This window comes from Deltaproteobacteria bacterium (genome assembly GCA_016931625.1).
Classification (GTDB): Bacteria; Myxococcota; XYA12-FULL-58-9; order XYA12-FULL-58-9; family JAFGEK01; genus JAFGEK01.
This window is the reverse complement of the sequence record JAFGEK010000079.1, coordinates 20,013-36,732: the sequence shown is the minus strand read 5'-3', so window position 1 is coordinate 36,732 and position 16,720 is coordinate 20,013. Positions and strand designations below refer to the sequence as shown.

At 40.2% G+C, this 16,720-nt stretch carries 19 protein-coding genes; 11 read left to right on the top strand and 8 right to left on the bottom strand.

Translation table 11 applies throughout. The annotated features are described in order from the left end of the window. Window positions 1–21 precede the first annotated feature (21 nt). The 6 genes from JW841_07180 to JW841_07155 form a co-directional block, all read right to left on the bottom strand. Window positions 22–225 (bottom strand): heavy-metal-associated domain-containing protein, encoded by a 204-nt coding sequence (locus tag JW841_07180; protein MBN1960713.1) that lies wholly within the window; start codon window positions 223–225, stop codon window positions 22–24. A gap of 104 nt (window positions 226–329) precedes the next feature. After that, window positions 330–584 (bottom strand): HEAT repeat domain-containing protein, encoded by a 255-nt coding sequence (locus JW841_07175; GenBank protein ID MBN1960712.1) that lies wholly within the window; start codon window positions 582–584, stop codon window positions 330–332. A 90-nt stretch (window positions 585–674) separates the two neighbouring features. Then, window positions 675–1,217: a DUF4377 domain-containing protein gene (locus JW841_07170; protein MBN1960711.1), complete on the bottom strand. Its 543-nt coding sequence runs from the start codon at window positions 1,215–1,217 to the stop codon at window positions 675–677. Between the two features lie 758 nt (window positions 1,218–1,975). After that, the gene (locus JW841_07165; GenBank protein MBN1960710.1) at window positions 1,976–2,197 is read right to left on the bottom strand and encodes a hypothetical protein; all 222 of its coding nucleotides are present in this window, start codon (window positions 2,195–2,197) and stop codon (window positions 1,976–1,978) included. Window positions 2,198–2,359: 162 nt separating this feature from the next. Then, window positions 2,360–2,971, bottom strand: coding sequence for a malonic semialdehyde reductase (locus tag JW841_07160; protein MBN1960709.1), 612 nt, complete (start codon window positions 2,969–2,971; stop codon window positions 2,360–2,362). A 49-nt stretch (window positions 2,972–3,020) separates the two neighbouring features. Beyond that, window positions 3,021–4,013, bottom strand: coding sequence for a Gfo/Idh/MocA family oxidoreductase (locus tag JW841_07155; GenBank protein MBN1960708.1), 993 nt, complete (start codon window positions 4,011–4,013; stop codon window positions 3,021–3,023). A 119-nt stretch (window positions 4,014–4,132) separates the two neighbouring features. Between JW841_07155 and JW841_07150 the strand changes: the two genes are divergently transcribed. Both JW841_07150 and JW841_07145 read left to right on the top strand, forming a co-directional pair. Continuing rightward, entirely contained in the window at window positions 4,133–4,573 is a 441-nt protein-coding gene (locus tag JW841_07150; protein ID MBN1960707.1) for an Hsp20/alpha crystallin family protein, read from the top strand. A 28-nt stretch (window positions 4,574–4,601) separates the two neighbouring features. Then, a complete protein-coding gene (locus JW841_07145) occupies window positions 4,602–5,000 on the top strand; it encodes an Hsp20/alpha crystallin family protein (protein MBN1960706.1) in 399 nt (132 codons plus the stop codon). 73 nt (window positions 5,001–5,073) lie between these two features. On the opposite strand, the gene JW841_07140 is transcribed toward JW841_07145, so the two are convergent. Further along, window positions 5,074–6,735 carry a hypothetical protein gene (locus tag JW841_07140; GenBank protein ID MBN1960705.1) on the bottom strand — a complete coding sequence of 554 codons (1,662 nt, stop codon included), beginning with the start codon at window positions 6,733–6,735 and terminating at the stop codon, window positions 5,074–5,076. 352 nt (window positions 6,736–7,087) lie between these two features. Between JW841_07140 and JW841_07135 the strand changes: the two genes are divergently transcribed. Then, window positions 7,088–7,249 (top strand): hypothetical protein, encoded by a 162-nt coding sequence (locus JW841_07135; GenBank protein MBN1960704.1) that lies wholly within the window; start codon window positions 7,088–7,090, stop codon window positions 7,247–7,249. On the opposite strand, the gene murI is transcribed toward JW841_07135, so the two are convergent. After that, on the bottom strand, window positions 7,226–8,065 hold the full coding sequence (murI, locus tag JW841_07130) for a glutamate racemase (protein ID MBN1960703.1): 840 nt from the start codon (window positions 8,063–8,065) through the stop codon (window positions 7,226–7,228). The two genes, JW841_07135 and murI, sit on opposite strands and share 24 nt — an antisense overlap. A 129-nt stretch (window positions 8,066–8,194) precedes the next feature. On the opposite strand from murI, the gene JW841_07125 reads away from it, so the two are divergent. The 8 genes from JW841_07125 (at window position 8,195) to JW841_07090 (ending at window position 16,719) form a co-directional block, all read left to right on the top strand. Further along, window positions 8,195–9,463 (top strand): O-acetylhomoserine aminocarboxypropyltransferase/cysteine synthase, encoded by a 1,269-nt coding sequence (locus JW841_07125; GenBank protein MBN1960702.1) that lies wholly within the window; start codon window positions 8,195–8,197, stop codon window positions 9,461–9,463. A 165-nt stretch (window positions 9,464–9,628) separates the two neighbouring features. Next, window positions 9,629–10,774, top strand: a complete 1,146-nt coding sequence (locus JW841_07120; protein MBN1960701.1) for an acyl-CoA dehydrogenase family protein — start codon at window positions 9,629–9,631, stop codon at window positions 10,772–10,774. Then, entirely contained in the window at window positions 10,774–12,342 is a 1,569-nt protein-coding gene (locus JW841_07115; protein MBN1960700.1) for an amino acid adenylation domain-containing protein, read from the top strand. Before JW841_07120 ends, JW841_07115 begins: the two co-directional genes overlap by 1 nt. Next, window positions 12,339–12,617 (top strand): hypothetical protein, encoded by a 279-nt coding sequence (locus JW841_07110; GenBank protein ID MBN1960699.1) that lies wholly within the window; start codon window positions 12,339–12,341, stop codon window positions 12,615–12,617. Before JW841_07115 ends, JW841_07110 begins: the two co-directional genes overlap by 4 nt. A gap of 54 nt (window positions 12,618–12,671) precedes the next feature. After that, entirely contained in the window at window positions 12,672–12,896 is a 225-nt protein-coding gene (locus tag JW841_07105) for an acyl carrier protein (protein ID MBN1960698.1), read from the top strand. Between the two features lie 20 nt (window positions 12,897–12,916). Then, complete coding sequence (locus JW841_07100; GenBank protein ID MBN1960697.1) at window positions 12,917–14,194, top strand: cobalamin-dependent protein; 1,278 nt, start codon at window positions 12,917–12,919, stop codon at window positions 14,192–14,194. A gap of 21 nt (window positions 14,195–14,215) precedes the next feature. Next, a complete protein-coding gene (locus JW841_07095; protein ID MBN1960696.1) occupies window positions 14,216–15,451 on the top strand; it encodes a beta-ketoacyl-[acyl-carrier-protein] synthase family protein in 1,236 nt (411 codons plus the stop codon). Continuing rightward, on the top strand, window positions 15,448–16,719 hold the full coding sequence (locus JW841_07090; GenBank protein MBN1960695.1) for a hypothetical protein: 1,272 nt from the start codon (window positions 15,448–15,450) through the stop codon (window positions 16,717–16,719). The genes JW841_07095 and JW841_07090 overlap by 4 nt, the downstream gene beginning before the upstream one ends. Window position 16,720 lies beyond the last annotated feature (1 nt).

Genomic DNA, 16,720 nt, shown 5'->3' with positions numbered 1-16,720 from the left:
GCACTCATGGCTAACTAAATTCTAAGCTACGGGATAATTCATTTCGGCTAGCAATGCTTTGATTTGTCCTTCACTAGCTGGTTTATCAAATACAATATTAACTTGTTTAGTTGTATTGTCTGCTTTGACTGATGCCACACCTTGCAGTTCACCTACCTCTGATTCAATAGCATTGCTACAGTGTCCACAGCGCATTGATGGTACCGAATAAGTAACAGTATACATGACCCACACCTCTACTATTTAAATTGATACTTTTAGGGGAAAATCACAAGCTATGACATGTTTTTGTTAATTAAATAATTAAAGCAATAACGCAGTAGCACAGTCTAATCATGCAATAATTTAGCTGCTTCTTTGCGAATATCATCATTAGGATCGCTTCGTGCAACTTGTTGTAAAGCCTCGGTTAATGGTTTTCGGGTTCGATATGATGCGGCTAACAAAGCTGCACGTCGTACACTGGTGCTAGGTTCAGTAGTCATTGCTTGCGCAATAATATTGTCAGTTTTTTGACCTGGTATAAAACGCAAGGCTCGCACTGCGGCGATACGTAATCTGATATTATCAGAAGTAACAACCATCGCCTTAAGGCGATGGTTGTTACTTCGCTTTTACAAGGCATATTTCTGCCACTACTGTCATAATATATTTATACGGTAATATAGTAGCTCTTAGTTTTCTTTTGAGTGTGGGATAAATGTTTCAAGTAGAAAAGGCTCTGATTCATTAGCAGGATGACTTAATTCTAGTTTGAAATACATTTCGTCATTTTGTAAGGCAGCAGCGATTTGCTCACATAAAGAATTCTTGCCGCAATCTATATCTTGCTCACCCACCAACGAATACCTGCTTTCATCAACATAGGTTAAATGCCCAGGGTCTTGAATGTTAATTTTAAATTTACTCCCTGTGACTACTCGCTCGGCAAATATTTCTTTCTCATAATAATAACGATACGGTAGTTCATCCATCAGCGGATTTTTAACTTTTTCTCTCTTTATTTGTAAAACCGTCTGATATCCCCACCGATAACGCCAATTTTCAATATCTTCATAGATTACACCTTCATTAGTTAAATAGCATAAACGCGCCAATTGGTAATAACAAGGCACACGATAATCTTCTACTACTAAAGTAATTTCTTCGGTTTCTGGTCCGCAGGCTGTCATAGCAAATACTAACAGCTGTAATGCTACTTTAAGGCTAATATGCATTACCATTCTCCAAAATGCTCTAACGATACTGACACCGCAGACGAATAATTTTGTGCAATGGTTTTATTTAAATATTTACCAAAATAGTTACTTCTTAAAAAGCTACCATTTTTTTCTAAAGCTTAAATGCCACCATTTTTTTAAATAGTGAATCAAAATATTTAACCATCAACACGATCAAGATTGAAAGTAATTAGGGAGTGTCCCTAAATGTTGCTCGTCAAGTTTAACACATGTTGAAAGCTTTGCTCGTTTTATCAATTTTACGCCAATACAAAGATTCTCGTAATTCTTTAACTGCGATGCTTACCTTATGTATAAAATCAGCTTTGCTTAAGTGCACCGCGTGCTTCTTCATAATTTGCGCCACCGCCTGTAGATTAACGTATAAGCTGTCGCGATAAATGTTTTCCTGCTACATCTTGTGGTATTTTCAAAAGCCAAGTTAAATACATCTACGGCAAAAAGTAGCAGTCTATCAGCTATATCATCGCCTTTCATTCCCCGTCCCCTATTCTTAAGTTCTTTAAATACGTAAGTTCAACCTCGCTTGGTTAAAGACAAAATGAAGATTTAAAGAACAGGGAACAGAGAATTAAAAATTTTAAGTGAGATTATTCGTAATCAAGTCTAATAACGAAATCCCAAAGCAGTAACCTAGCGCTTTTATAATCTAATTAAAATTGGTGTACATGGCATACATATTTGTTTTGCTGTTTTACCAATAATTGGATTTCAAATCATTGGTGCTAATTTTTTCAAGCTATCGGTAAAGCCAAAATCGCTTTGCTATTAAGCTTGTCACGCCAAGTAATTCTACTTTTGCCATTACTATTATTACTACCTCGATGGTTTAGTCTTGATGGCGTGTGGTTTGCTATACCTATAGCTGATTTCTGCGCCACTTCTTTAACCGCCACTGCGATATTTATACAACTGCGGATGCTCAGTGATTCTAATAAATTAAATAATACAATCATCGCAACAGAACAAATATAATCGTTATACTGGTTGCTTTAAAAATCAGCAAAACTTTACCACGATATTTTTGTAGGTTATTTCTTCACCTTTGTTAGTCTTCACTAAAAAGTCATAAATAGAAAATGTCATAGACTATATCCTAATGTTAATATGTCGGATAATTAGATAATTTCGCAAGCCTCATCGAATTCTAATCTAGGTGCTCTTGCAATAAGTTGCGATGAATCACCATAACCAAGGTTCAATAACAAAAACGACTTCCATTTACCTTCAGGTAAAAATTCAACGTCAACTCTATTAGCGTTAAATCCCCCCATGGGTCCACAATCAAGCCCAAGCCCTCGGGCCGCTAGGATTAAATAACCTGCTTGTAGTGTCGCGCTAGCAAGTGCCATTCGTATTATAGCTTCTGACTCTCTTGCAGCGATCCGCTTGCCTGCATCTGGATCGTGTGGCACCAACTTGGGCATTTTATGGTAGAATTCAGTATCGTATGCAATGATAACAGTAACCGGCGCAGCCATTGTTTTATCGACATTACCATGGTCTAAAGTTGGTCGTAGGCGCTCTTTGGCTTCTCGGCTTTTTACAAACAATAGACGTATCGGTTGTATATTCATAGCGGTCGGAGCCATACGAACCAAATTATATAATCTTTTTAGTAGATCGTCAGCAATTGGCTTATTGATCCATGCCTTATGAGTGCGCGCATCTAATAAAAGTAAACGCCATGCCGTCTCGTCAAGTATTACTTTTTTGCTGTCGTTAATCATTAGCTATCTCCTATAAATAGCCTCTTAGTACAATATCATTCCTATAGGGCTAACATGTTTCCCAAGTACCGCTTTGCTCTGAACGAAAGAGCGCATCAATAATACGCATATTTTGTATGGCATCGTTAACATCATAGGGTAATTCAATCTCGCCCCGAATAGCTCGCGAGAATGCTTCGCCTTGTAAGGTGTATTGATCGCATTTTGGTATTATTTCAACTTTTAAAGGGTCACCTATTTGAGTTTCATGATCAGCAATTAAAATGCGAGTTTCTGATTGCGGGTTAAAGGGTATGGCTAATTCGATGCGTCCTTTACTGCCATGTACTTGCATTAATTGGTAGTTATCAGCTTGCGTCGAAACGGTGAAACTAAGTTGACGTCCTTCGCCAAAATCGACAATGCCGCTGCTGGTACGATCTATGCCAAAATTTGGATCGCGATCGATAAGCGCAATAGCTCGCTTGGCTTTTGCAGCAAACATAAAACGACCGGCTAGAATGGCATAACAGCCAATATCGTATAAAGCACCACCACCGATCATAGCTTGGTTTCGCACATCTCTTGGGTTGTCGTTAAAAAATGAAAAAAATACTTGTACTGCACGAGGTGTACCGATATGCCCACTACTGATTAGTTCACGTACACGTTGCCACTGTGGATGAAAGCGCACCATAAATGCTTCCATTATTTTTACTTTATTAGCCGCAGCAAGAAGCTGTTCGGCTTCGTGGTGATTTAAAGCTATTGGTTTTTCGCATAAGACATGCTTACCGGCAGCAGCCGCCTGCAATGTAAGTGGCACATGTAAGTGGTTAGGCAAGGGATTATAAATTGCCTCAATCTCGCTATCAGCAAGCAATTCTTGGTAGGAACCATAAGCATGCGTAATACCTAAGGTATCAGCCGCTTTGTGCGCCTTGTCTGCTGAGCGCGACGCAATAGCGCGAATTTCGCACCATGAACTTTGTTGCATTGCGGGAATTACTTTTTTGATCGCGATATTCGCGGTACTTAAAACGCCCCAGATCACTTTTTTCATAAAATACTTTTAACTCAATTTTATTGCAGAAGCGATAGTTGACAGTAAAAAGAGTCTACCTAAATTCCTCTCAACAAACGGCGCCCAAACAAATGGGCTTAACCGCAAGGAGGAACAACATGTTTGGTAATGAGTTCAGTCTCGCAAGAACGTGGGCTCCGTGGCGGGAGCTGTCTCGATTGCATGATGAATTTAATCGCGTATTTTCTAATGCTAGCGACGGACGCATAGTAAACACCCCAGCTATCAACGTCTGGACTAACGACGAAGGTGCTATTTTACGTGCATTATTACCCGATACCGCACCAGAAGACATTGATATTTCAGTGTTAGGTGATTCGGTAACAATTAGTGGCAAACGCAACCTCCCCGAGGCTGATAAGGATACAACTTACCACCGACGAGAGCGTGAGTTTGGTTCGTTCAGTCGCACTTTGCAAATGCCATATCGACTTGAGTCGGATCAGGTAGAAGCTACTTTTAAAAACGGTATCTTGGAACTTAAGCTGCCGCGAGCCAACGCTGATCGACCAAAACGGATTGCGGTTAAATCTCATTAATATATATCTCGTTGTTATGGAGGAAGCCATGTCAACACAACTTGAAACTCAAGATACTAAAAGCGTCGCTCATCGTATTGAACGCGCAAGTAATCGTCCGGTCTTAGTACCAGCGGTTGACATCAATGAATCAAATGAAGAAATTGTGTTAACTGCTGACATGGCCGGGATTGATGAAAGTTCAATTGACATTACTCTTGAAAACGATGTGCTTACTATCGAAGGACATATGCCCACCAGTGATTTTGCTGGCTATAATTTAGGTTTAAAAGAGTTTAGCGATGGCGACTATCGCCGTGTATTTACCTTGGCTACTGATGTCGATCGCGATCGTATATCCGCCAATGTGAAAAACGGTGTCCTGCGTTTAACGCTGCCCAAAGCTGAACCAGCAAAAGCTAAAAAAATTGCAGTAAAGGCGGGATAATTAGGGGGTGTCCCTAGCTTTTAGTCTCTTAAGGTCTCATATGAGAAGAGACCTTAAGAGGCGAAATAATTTACTAATCTAATATATTGATTCCCTTTTCAAAATGCAGGCATCGCATGCCTGTTAAATCGATTGAAATGCCTTTGTTTGCTGCTTGGCATTCATCGTCGTATAAATTATAGTCACAACCACATACTGGTCTTGCTGGTTTTTTACAATCTGTTGGAACTTTTATGCATTTACCGGTTTCAGCAGCACAAGAGTCAAAATAACAATATAAACCTTCGCCGCATTCACCGACTTTAAAGCAGTGGTCTCTTTCACAAACACCTTTATAATCAATACTCATGCCTTTATTAGCAGCTATACAAGAATTACTATAAGTAACACCATTGCAGCCACAGACCGGCTCTCTTACAGTTGGGCAATAAGTTGGTTGCAATGTACACGTACCTGATTTTGCCCCACAAGCGTTGTATAGGCAGTAGTTACCTTCGGGGCATTTATTACCTTCCCAACAAATTTGTGGTTCAGTTTTGCATTTGCCTTCATAGTCAACATTTTCGCCAGCTGCTGCAGCTAAGCATTCGTTATTATAATCATTACCTTCGCAACTGCAGACCGGCTTATAATCAGTAGCATTGCAATCATCTTTACTGGGCTGGTCACTGCACAAACCTGATTCAGCAGCACAACTAGATTTCTTGCAATAACGATTTATGCCACAAAATTCGTTATCCCTGCAGGTCTCAGGATCGGGATCAGTTTGGCACTCACCTTTATACGCAATGTTTACACCGGAGGCCGCTGCTAAACATGAATTCTTATAGCTAATCCCATCGCAACCACAGACATCTTCTTTAAGCAATGGATCTGTCTGTAGCGGACAAATTGTTGGAATTTTTTCGCATACGCCGGAGTTGGCATTGCATTCATTTAGCAAACAATAAAAACCTTCGTTACATTTTTTATCAATTCCACAGGTCTTTGGATCTGGGTCGGGATCAACTTTACATTCACCTTCATAGGCAACACGTACACCCGCCATAGCAGCAAAACATTCATTATTATATGTCTTATTGTCACAACCGCAAACTGCTGCTTTATCTTCATCTAAGCAAGCATCTGGCCGAGCTTGGCATACTCCTGTCTCTGCTGCACAACTAGCAAACTTACAATAGCCTTTGGGGCCACAGGATTGATTGTCCCAACAGGTTTCAACTTCACCTTCGCACACACCATCATAAGCAACACTTATTCCCGCACCCGCAGCGAAACAATCGTTGCTATAGGTCTTGCCGTCGCAGCCACATACTGGACTGTAAATTTCGTAACATGCTTCTGGGCGTTTCGCACACTCACCTGTTTGTGCAGCACAACTCGCAAAAAGGCAATAATTGCCTTCGCCACATTTTTCGCTATTAAAACAAGCTTCAGGGTTAGTTCCAGTATTACACTCACCCGCATAAGCAACATTTACGCCCTGACGATTTGCATAACAGGTATTGCTATATTCATTGCCATCACAGCCACATACGGGAGTATAATTTTTGGGACAGATAGTTGGCAGTATTTCACACGTCCCCGAGCCTGCACAATCTTCAGCAACTTTGGCGCAGTATTTGTCTTTTCCACAATCAGCATTGGTATCGCAGGTTTGCGTGCATGAATTGCCTTTTGCAGCAATAACTAATAATGCACATAAACTAAAAAATATTGTAGTCTTGCGGTTCATAACTACCCTCACATTCTGCTATTTAAGCTTTATCAAAACATGAAAGACTTATCCTGTCACCTGTTAGTTGCTAATTTTTTAAATCAAGAATTATTGGAATTATCTCCATGCTTTTAACTTACTATTACCAATTCAAATGGCTTACGCTAACCATCATAATTTCCTCCTTTATTTCAGGAGGTTGCAGCAATAATAATGCAACTATCGACCCGCAAATTAGTATCGACCCTCAAGAAACCTTGCTCAATAACGACTCTTTTGGGCTTGAGTATTTCCCGGACGAGTAACGCTTTCTGCCACTTCAACAGATTAGGTATTAGGAGAACTACTATTATGAAAGTATTATTTATTGGTGGTGGTTCCTGATTATACCGCACGTATTTCATTCGTAAGTGGGGCGGCAGAAATTATGACCTGGTATGATGCAGATGCCGCACGTCGATCTATCGATGCCAAATTCGATACTATGCTTGACCGAATTATTAACGACTCACAAAGATTCTACCAAACTTAAGCTTTCATCCCGCCATATAAGACCTTTAATACTACTAGTTTCATGCGGTAAGGATGGTAGTAAACTATCTACGAGGCTAGAAAATTTTTCTGGTACCGCAGTAGTATAAAACTCATGCTGCACCGATATTCCTAACTTATCATTAATAGTATTTAGCGATAACAATACTCGTTGCACCTGACGTGCAACGGCCTCTGCTGGGTCAATTATATTAACTTTATCACCAACAATTTTGGCAATTGCCGTACGTAAAAACGAATAATGAGTACATCCTAAGACTAATTGATCAACTTTGGCGGCAATTAGCGGCTTTAGTAGTTCACGGAGATGCCCATCAGTTGAAGCTATATCAACTGCACCAGCTTCGACAATTTCAGCCAGCCCCGGACATGGTTGTGCAATAATCCGCGCGCTATGCTCAAAGCGCTGACAAAGCTTCGCCAAAGCTTCGCCTTGGGCGGTTAACTCTGTAGCTAATACCGCAACAGCTTTACTGCGTGTTTGTTCGATCGCTGGTTTCACTGCAGGTTCCATACCTACAAAAGGAACATTTTTAAAATTATCGCGCAGATATTGCAGGGCTGCAGTCGAGGCTGAGTTACATGCAACAACAATAATTTCTGCACCTTTTGCCAATAAAAAGCGGGAAATCGCAGAGGCATAGCTTTGTACTTGGGTATTTTTACAAGCACCATAAGGAAAATGCACCTGATCAGCGACATATATTGTTGTCGCTTCAGGAATAGCAGCATTTATAGCGCGCCAAACACCAAGACCGCCTACACCAGAATCAAATAATCCAATACGTGTTGTCATGCTTTTATGATGAATTTAACCGTACCGTAAGCGTTAGCAAGCTGATGTAGTATGCCATTACATATGAAACTGTGACTCGCAAGTAATTTTTCTCTTGGTTTTCTGCTAAACTTAAGTAATCAATGCCATATGTCAAAACGATATGCTCCTGAGACCGAGTTGGTGCATGGCACCTATGAACCGCAAGCCCATCAACATGCTCGTGCAATTCCTTTATATCAAACTGCGGCTTTTACTTACGATAGTAGTGATCATGCTGCAGAACTTTTTAATTTTAAAGAGTCGGGTTTCATCTATAGCCGTTTAGGTAATCCAACCGTTGCCGAAGCTGAAATACGTGTAGCAATGTTAGAAGGCGGCGTTGCTGGGGTTGCCTTTGCTTCAGGCATGGCGGCAGTAACAGGTCTAATTCTTAATATGTTGCGACCTAACGATGAGATCGTCGCGGCCTCCTGCTTATATGGTGGTAGTATTGGGCTACTACGTGATACCTTAAGCACTCTTGGCATAAAAACACGCTTTTTTAATCCGCTTGATGAAAATTCGCTACGTACTCAAATCACTGAGAAAACTCGGCTTATTTTTGTTGAAAATTTAGCCAATCCTAGTTTGTTAGTCCCCATCCACGAAACTTTAAGTGCAATTGCTCATGAAATAAATGTCCCCTATGTCGTTGATAATACCATTGCGACACCATATCTTACTAATCCTATTAATTATGGTGCCGACTTTGTAATTCATTCATGCACTAAATATCTTGATGGTCATGGTATGATTATTGGTGGCATCTTAGTCGATGCCGGCCGCTTTATTTGGCAACCTGAACGCTATCCCTTGATGTTTGAATCTACCCCAACTGGTCGTGCTTATGCCGAACAGTTTGGTCCTTTAGCATTCACTACTCGTTTACGAGGCAAAGTGCTGATGAACATGGGTGCTTGCATGTCACCACATACTGCTTGGCTCATGCTGCGCGGCATGGAAACATTGCATATTCGTATGCAACGCCATTGTGAAAACGCTTCGCAACTTGCAAAATTTTTAAAATCACATGCGCAGGTAAAATGGGTTTGTTATCCAGAATTGGAAGACCATCCATCACACACTCAAGCTAAAAAGTATTTACGTCAATACTTTGGTGCTATGATAGGTTTTGGTGTAGCTGGTGGATATGAAGCTGGCCGTCACTTTATTGATCAAATAGAGTTACTTTGTCATAGCACCAACATCGGTGACACCAAAACACTAGTTATTCATCCAGCAAGCACAACTCATCGCAACTTAAATATTAATGAAAGAGAAAATGCTGGTATTGGTGATGATTTTATCCGTATGTCAGTAGGCTTAGAAAACGTAAATGATCTGATTACTGAGCTTGATCGCGCTTTATGTCGATAAAATAACTCCCTGCACATACAAGTGACTACTTCGTTTTAATGTAATGACGAAGAAAAATCACTATATTTATACTATTTACGTTTTAGATAGTATATCAATTAATATGTATTAATTATCTCTTGCATTTCTTGACAAAAACGACATAGTGCTTTGAAATTATAAACTATGCCTTATTACAACTTGGACCAAGCTCAACAAGAGCGGGTCCAAATGGTCAGCCAGTTTGCACAAACACGTTTGTCACCAGGTGCTCGTGAACGTGAAGCTGCTGCCGCTTTTAATAGAGAGCTTTGGACGCAAGCCTCTAGCTTTGGACTTACAGGTCTACCGTTTCCTGAGCAATTTGGGGGCAGCAATCTTAATGCCCTAGATACCATGGTAATCATTGAGGCGTTAGGCAAACACTGCGAAGATAGTGGCTTAATTTTTTCTCTGTGTGCACATATGTTTGCAGCGTCAGTACCCATTTGGCGTGCCCAAAATGAAATGACTTCTCGCTATTTGCCATCGTTCATTAACGGTACCCATATTTGCGCTAACGCTATTACTGAACCAGAAGCTGGTTCTGACGTATTCGCCTTGAAAACTCTCGCGGTACGCGATGGTGACCAATATATTATCAATGGTAGCAAGTGTTTTGTCACCAATGCACCTATAGCTGACTATTTTTTAATCTATGCTACTACCGATCCTGCTCGTGGTTTTCTGGGCATTAGCGCCTTTTTATTGCCACGTGAAACAGCAGGCTTGCAGGTGCAAGCTGAGCTCAATAAAACAGGCTTACGTACTTCACCATGGGGTACAGTATATTTAAACGATTGTCGTGTAAGCGCCAAAACCCGTTTGGGTGCTGAAGGTTGTGGCGCTGCTCTGTTTCATGAGTCAATGATTTGGGAACGTGGTTGCCTATTCGCCTTCTACGTAGGTTATATGGAACGTACGCTTGAACAATGTATTGACTATGCACGTACGCGCAAACAATTTGGTCGTGTTATAGGTGAAAATCAGTCGATACAAAATCGTATTGTTGATATGAAACTTCGTCTTGAAACTAGTCGTGCGCTGCTTTATCGCGCTGGCGAGTTGCATCGTGATGGCAAACATTGTGAAGAAGCTATTTCTTTAGCAAAACTTTGGATTTCTGAAGCCGCAGTACAAAGTGGCAGCGATGCGGTACAAATTTTTGGTGGCTTTGCCATGATTACTGCTACTGGTGTCGATTCTCTCTTACGCGATGCCCTTCCTGCGCGAGTATTTTCCGGTAGCTCTGAAATGCAGCGCATACTCATCGCTAAATCATTAGGACTTTAATGATGCGCATAGATCAGCTTGTAACTATATGGGCCGAGCACGAAAGTCAGCACTTAGCGCTTGTCGGTCAGAAATCAAAACTTACCTATGGTGACTTAGATACACTGGCAAATCAGTTTGCCCACAGTCTAATTAACCAAGGAGTTGGTATTGGTGATCGCGTAGGAATTCATTCACCTCGCTCACCAATAGTTGTGGCAGCAATGTTAGGAGTATTGCGTGCAGGTGCAGCTTTTGTACCTATTGATCCTGCCTCACCAATATCTCGCGCTATTCTTATCGCTAATGACTGTAATTTGCATCACTTAATCACAACTTCATCTCTGCTAAAAGTATGGCAAGAAGCTAAACAAGAAAACAAAATAAATCGTTTTTTACTTATCGATAATCACGATCATTCAACTAGCAAAGTAACAAACCTTAACCAAATTAAACAACATAGCAATAATATTCCCTCTGTATCAACAAATTGTTCTGATGATTTAGCTTTTATTCTTTATACTTCTGGCTCAACTGGCACTCCTAAGGGAGTAATGATATCACACAGAAATGTCTTAGCATTTACTGAGTGGGCTGCTACGTTAGTAGACCTTAATAATCATGATCATGTAGCTAATCATGCGCCATTTCATTTTGATTTATCTGTTTTTGATATTTGGGCATCATTTAGTCGCGGTGCTACGATATTTATTGTTGATGAGGCTATTAGCAACTCTGGCCATCACATGTCAGAATTTATTCGACACTATAATATTACCATCTGGTATTCAGTGCCTTCAGCGCTTATGCTTATGTTAGATTCAGGTGAATTAACGCGCAATGGTGCTGCTTCATTACGAGTTATTTGTTTCGCTGGTGAAGTGTTTCCCCTAAAACACTTACGTCGGCTTATGACCGCAGTTCGCCAAGCTCGCTTTTTTAATTTCTTTGGTCCTACTGAAACTAATGTGTGTTTATACTATGAAATAAAAAAACCTCCTTCAGAAAACTCCGCAGCAATACCTATTGGTTGGCCGAGTTGTAGCAACACAATTAGTATAGTTTCTACGAGTGGGCATCCTGTTGCTGATGGAGAAATCGGTGAATTATTAGTTGATGGACCGACGGTAATGCTTGGTTATTTTAATGGCGGTAACACCATAAAACCTCAACGTCCTTACCCAACTGGTGATTTAGTATCACGTGGCGCTAATGGTGAGTTATGGTATCATGGTCGACTTGATCATATGGTTAAAATTCGCGGTAATCGCATTGAGCTTGGTGAAGTCGAAGCTGTGTTAAATCAACATCCCAAAGTCCATGAAGCTGTAGCTTTAGTTGCACATAATAAATTAATTGCGGTTGCGGTACCAAATGAACAAACACTATCGGTTTTAGATCTTAAACGGCATTGTGCTGGTTTACTACCTCGCTATATGATCCCATCTGATGTTAGATTAGTTAGAAAATTACCACGTACCGATAATGGCAAAGCTGATCGCCTTAGTATTGGATCAGCAGTTGCCGGGATGAATCCTGATTTACTAATTCCTGCTCGCGATAAAAATCGCTTGGGACGATCTTCATGAGTGCTTCATTAATTGCCAAAGAGATTAGCCAGTATATTATTTATAATTTTCTTAACAATGACGAACGCGGCTTCGATATTGATACTGATCTTCAACAAAACGGTATCCTTGATTCGTTTTCAACATTTGCTCTAATTGCTTTTATTGATGAGAGATTCGCAGTCAATGTCAATATTGTGGATATAAATACTGATAATTTTCGTACCGTTAATACTATCACCGCATTAGTACAACAAATGCAAAAACAACAAAATAAATTCATCTCTATAGCATAACGGCAAGCTAACAATTTTTTACTTCATTACACTATACATTTTCAGGAGAGTATTTTGGAACAACAACTAAGACAGATAGTTGCACAGATAGCTGAAACTAATGAGGATTTCGCTAATGATGCAGATTTTCGCGAGGTCTTAGGTATCGATTCTCTAGGGGCGCTTGAATTAATTTTTGAAATTGAACAAGCTTTAGGAATAACCATTCCTGAAAAACAATACGCCGAAGTGCATAACTTTAATGACCTATTGCGAGTTGCCAAAAATGCCAACGCCTAATCGACCAACACCCTGTTAGCATGAAAATATTATTAATATATCCAAGCTATGCAAAACTCATAGAAGGTCATTCTGAACTTAGCCATCTCACTGATGGTTACCCGTGGCTTGATCCTGTTGGGCCTGGGTTAGCTTTACCAACTTTAGCAGCATTGACACCCAAAGAAATAGAACTAGAATTTATCGATGACCAATTTATGAGCATTCCATATGAAACTAATGCAAATCTTGTGGCAATAAGCCTTTTTACTCCACAAGCTTCACGAGCATATGACATTGCTGATAATTTTCGCCAAAGAAACAAACTCGTGATTCTGGGAGGCAAACATGTAACTATAATGCCTCAAGAAGCACGAGCGCATGCGGATATACTTTTTATTGGTGAGGCTGAGCTTACCTGGCCACTTTTTATAAATGATTTGCTACATGGCACCACCAAGCAATTTTATATTAGCGAGCGTCCGCCAACAATAAATGAAATTCCCCTACCCCAACGTTCGTTAGTGAATCGACAGACCTACCCGCATGACATGGAAATTATGTTGACACCGCGCTCTTGTCGCCTGCAATGTCAATGGTGTCCCATTGCCCATGTTGAACCCTTGGTTGATGGTAAAATTCGTCAGCTGACAGCAGATAAAATACTACAAGACCTTACTAACGTGGCCAGTAACACTTTATATATTCCAGATAATTTGACTCAAGGCGCCACTGGTGACAACGCTTTGCCTATGTTACGCGAATTATTCGCGGCACTGAGCACTACACAAAAACGTTTTATGCTAGCTTTAGCTCCTGATGAGTTAAGCTCGATCAAACAAGTCGACCCTTCATTTTTAAAGCATCTACATTCATGTAATGTTGATAGTCTATATTTAACCCTCAATAGTTTTGCTACTAACATACCAAGTGAATTAGCTCAAAAATATTGGAATAATCATGATTTGATTAAATATATTCAAGATTTAGGTTTTCATATTTGCGCTTCGACAATGTTAGGTTTTGATTACGATCAACCATCGATCTTTGATACAGTTCTTGCCTATCTAACAAGATTATCTATTAATGACGCGGTATTTTTTATTGCAACACCTTTTCCGGGCAGTCGCTTGTTTGCTCGTTTTACAAAATCAGGGCGTCTTTTGCATCACCAATGGCAAAAATATAACGGTGCTAATATTGTTTTTCGACCAAAGCATTTTTCAGTTGAACAATTACGTCAAGGGTGGCTTGATTGCTGGAATTGGTTTTTAACAAATCATGGTGAAGCCATGCGCAAGCGCTACATAAAAAGCTAGCACTAGTTTGGGAGTCCTTTTATGTTACGTAAAGTCGCAATAACCGGCAGAGGTTTATTAACTGCTGCAGGAAGTGAGCTATACAGTGTATGGCAATCACTATTCGACGGTACTTGCTTTATCGCTCCATTGCAGCGTTTTTCTTGTACAAATATGGCTGATCTTTGGGGCGGTGAAGTATCCACACCACTATGCGATTTATCAACTGATAACGATAAACAAGTAATCGATCATATTGCTGCCTATGGTCGCTGCACTAAACTAGCCTTAATAGCGACAAAACTTGCACTTACTGAAGCCCAACTAATTAATGACACCAAAAGACGCGCACCTATTGGAGTAATTATCGGTACTACCATGGGCGAAGAAGAATCAGTTGGTGAGCTTAATGATCATTTTACTCAAATTGGCTATGACGCAGTTGATGCAACGTTTTATCAACGTGCTGATAACCATCATATAACAACGAATATTTCTCGTTATTTTTCCCTCACCGGTCCATCAATATTATGCACAGCTGCATGCAGTTCGGGTAATGCCGCAATTGCTCTTGCCTACGATATGATTGCTAGCGGCAGAGCAGAACTTATGGTGGCTGGCGGCGCTGATACACTTACCCGCACAGTTTATAGCGGTTTCTCGCGTCTGGGAATTTTAGCCAAATCTGTTTGTCGACCCTTTGATCTAAATCGTGATGGTGTATGTTTTGGTGAAGGGGCAGGTATTTTAGTTCTTGAAGATTATGAACATGCGCGAACACGCGGCGCTAATATAATTGCTGAAATCGCAGGATATGGCATGAGTAATGACGCCTACCATGTTACTGCCCCAGAACCACAAGGTGATGGTTTTACAAGAGCTATGCGTAAAGCATTACAACAAAGTAATACATCTTTTTCTGCAATTGAATATATAAGCGCTCATGGTACCGGTACTATTCATAATGATAATGCGGAAACCTCAGCTATAAAGAATATATTTGGTGAACATGCCTATAAGCTAAGCATTAGTTCTTTGAAATCTATGCTTGGGCATTGCAATGGCGCCGCCAGCGCTATCGCCGCTATTATTTGCACTTTAGCGCTGCAACACCAAGCCGTACCACCTACGGCAAATCTTACGACACATGATCCTAAGTGTGACCTTGATTACGTGCCTATTCATGGTCGCAATTTGCCATTAAATAACTGTTTAAATCTATCTGCTGGCTTTGGCGGCTTTAATGTTTGCCTGATCATAAAGCGTTGTGAAACATGAATCAACTTGGTGAAATTGGCAATCCTATCGCCATATCCGGGGTTGGGGTAATCACGCCTCTTGGTGATTCGTTAGATACTTTAGCTACTTCATTATGCACTGGATATAATGGCATTTTGCAAACCTGGCAATCTGCTAAAGATATACCTAAAATCAATATTGCTAGCATTCCAAATTTTGACCCCTTAAAATATTCACCTGTAAAGGGATTGAGATTACTTAACCGCACTACTCAATTAGGGCTTTGCGCCGCAAAACTTGCTCTTGATGATGCTAAAATATATTGCGATATCAATAAGCAAAATAACGAAAATCATCAAACCTTCGATGACGTTTCAGATACTTACTTTGATTGTAATCAAATTGGGTTAATAGGAGCGTTTAGTTTTGCTCATCTTCCAACTTTAATAAAATATGACCGCAGTGTGGTAGTTGAAGGATTGCATAAATCTAATCCTGCCCTGGTTCCATTTAGCATTCCAAGCGCTGCCAGTAGTCAAATCGCTTTATCTCTTGGTCTCAAGGCCTTATGTTTCACTATATCAAGCGGAAACACTTCATCACTTGAGGCACTTAATCTTGCGACACTATTATTACAACAAAAACGCGCACGTGCCTTGGTAGTTGTTACAAGTTTTTCTTTTTGTGATGAGTTACTATTTAGCATGTCAAGAGCCAGCAAATTTGATACTAATTATTTACCTAGACCATTTGATACTAATCGCAAAAATATTGCTTTAGGAGAAGCTGCCGCTGCTGTAGTACTTGAACCATTATCATATGCTCAACAACGTGATATCACTCCTCTCACAAATTTAAGCGGATTATCATCAGCAATGGCGGCTGATAATGATGAAGCAACCGAAACCTTACTTAATTCATGCACACATGCAATTAAGCAGGCTGGTATTGATGTTAATGATATCGGTGTCATTTCTGCATCTGCATCTGGAGATATCGAAATTGACCGTCGTGAAGCTGATGTAATATCATGTTTATATACTAATAATGATAATATATGTCCGATAATTACTGCGATTAAGGGTAGTATAGGTGAAACCTTAGAAACTGGTGGTTTACTGCAAACATTAGTAGCTGCTTGGTCAATACGAAATAGTTCGGTACCAGCAATTGCCAACCTGGTTAATCCAGAAACTCCTTTAAATTACGCGCAAACTAAGAAGGTGTCAGTAAATACTAAGCATGCACTTATTACCTCTACTTCACATGCAGGTAACGCGGCAGCTCTTGTTATTTCAAATTTTTAAA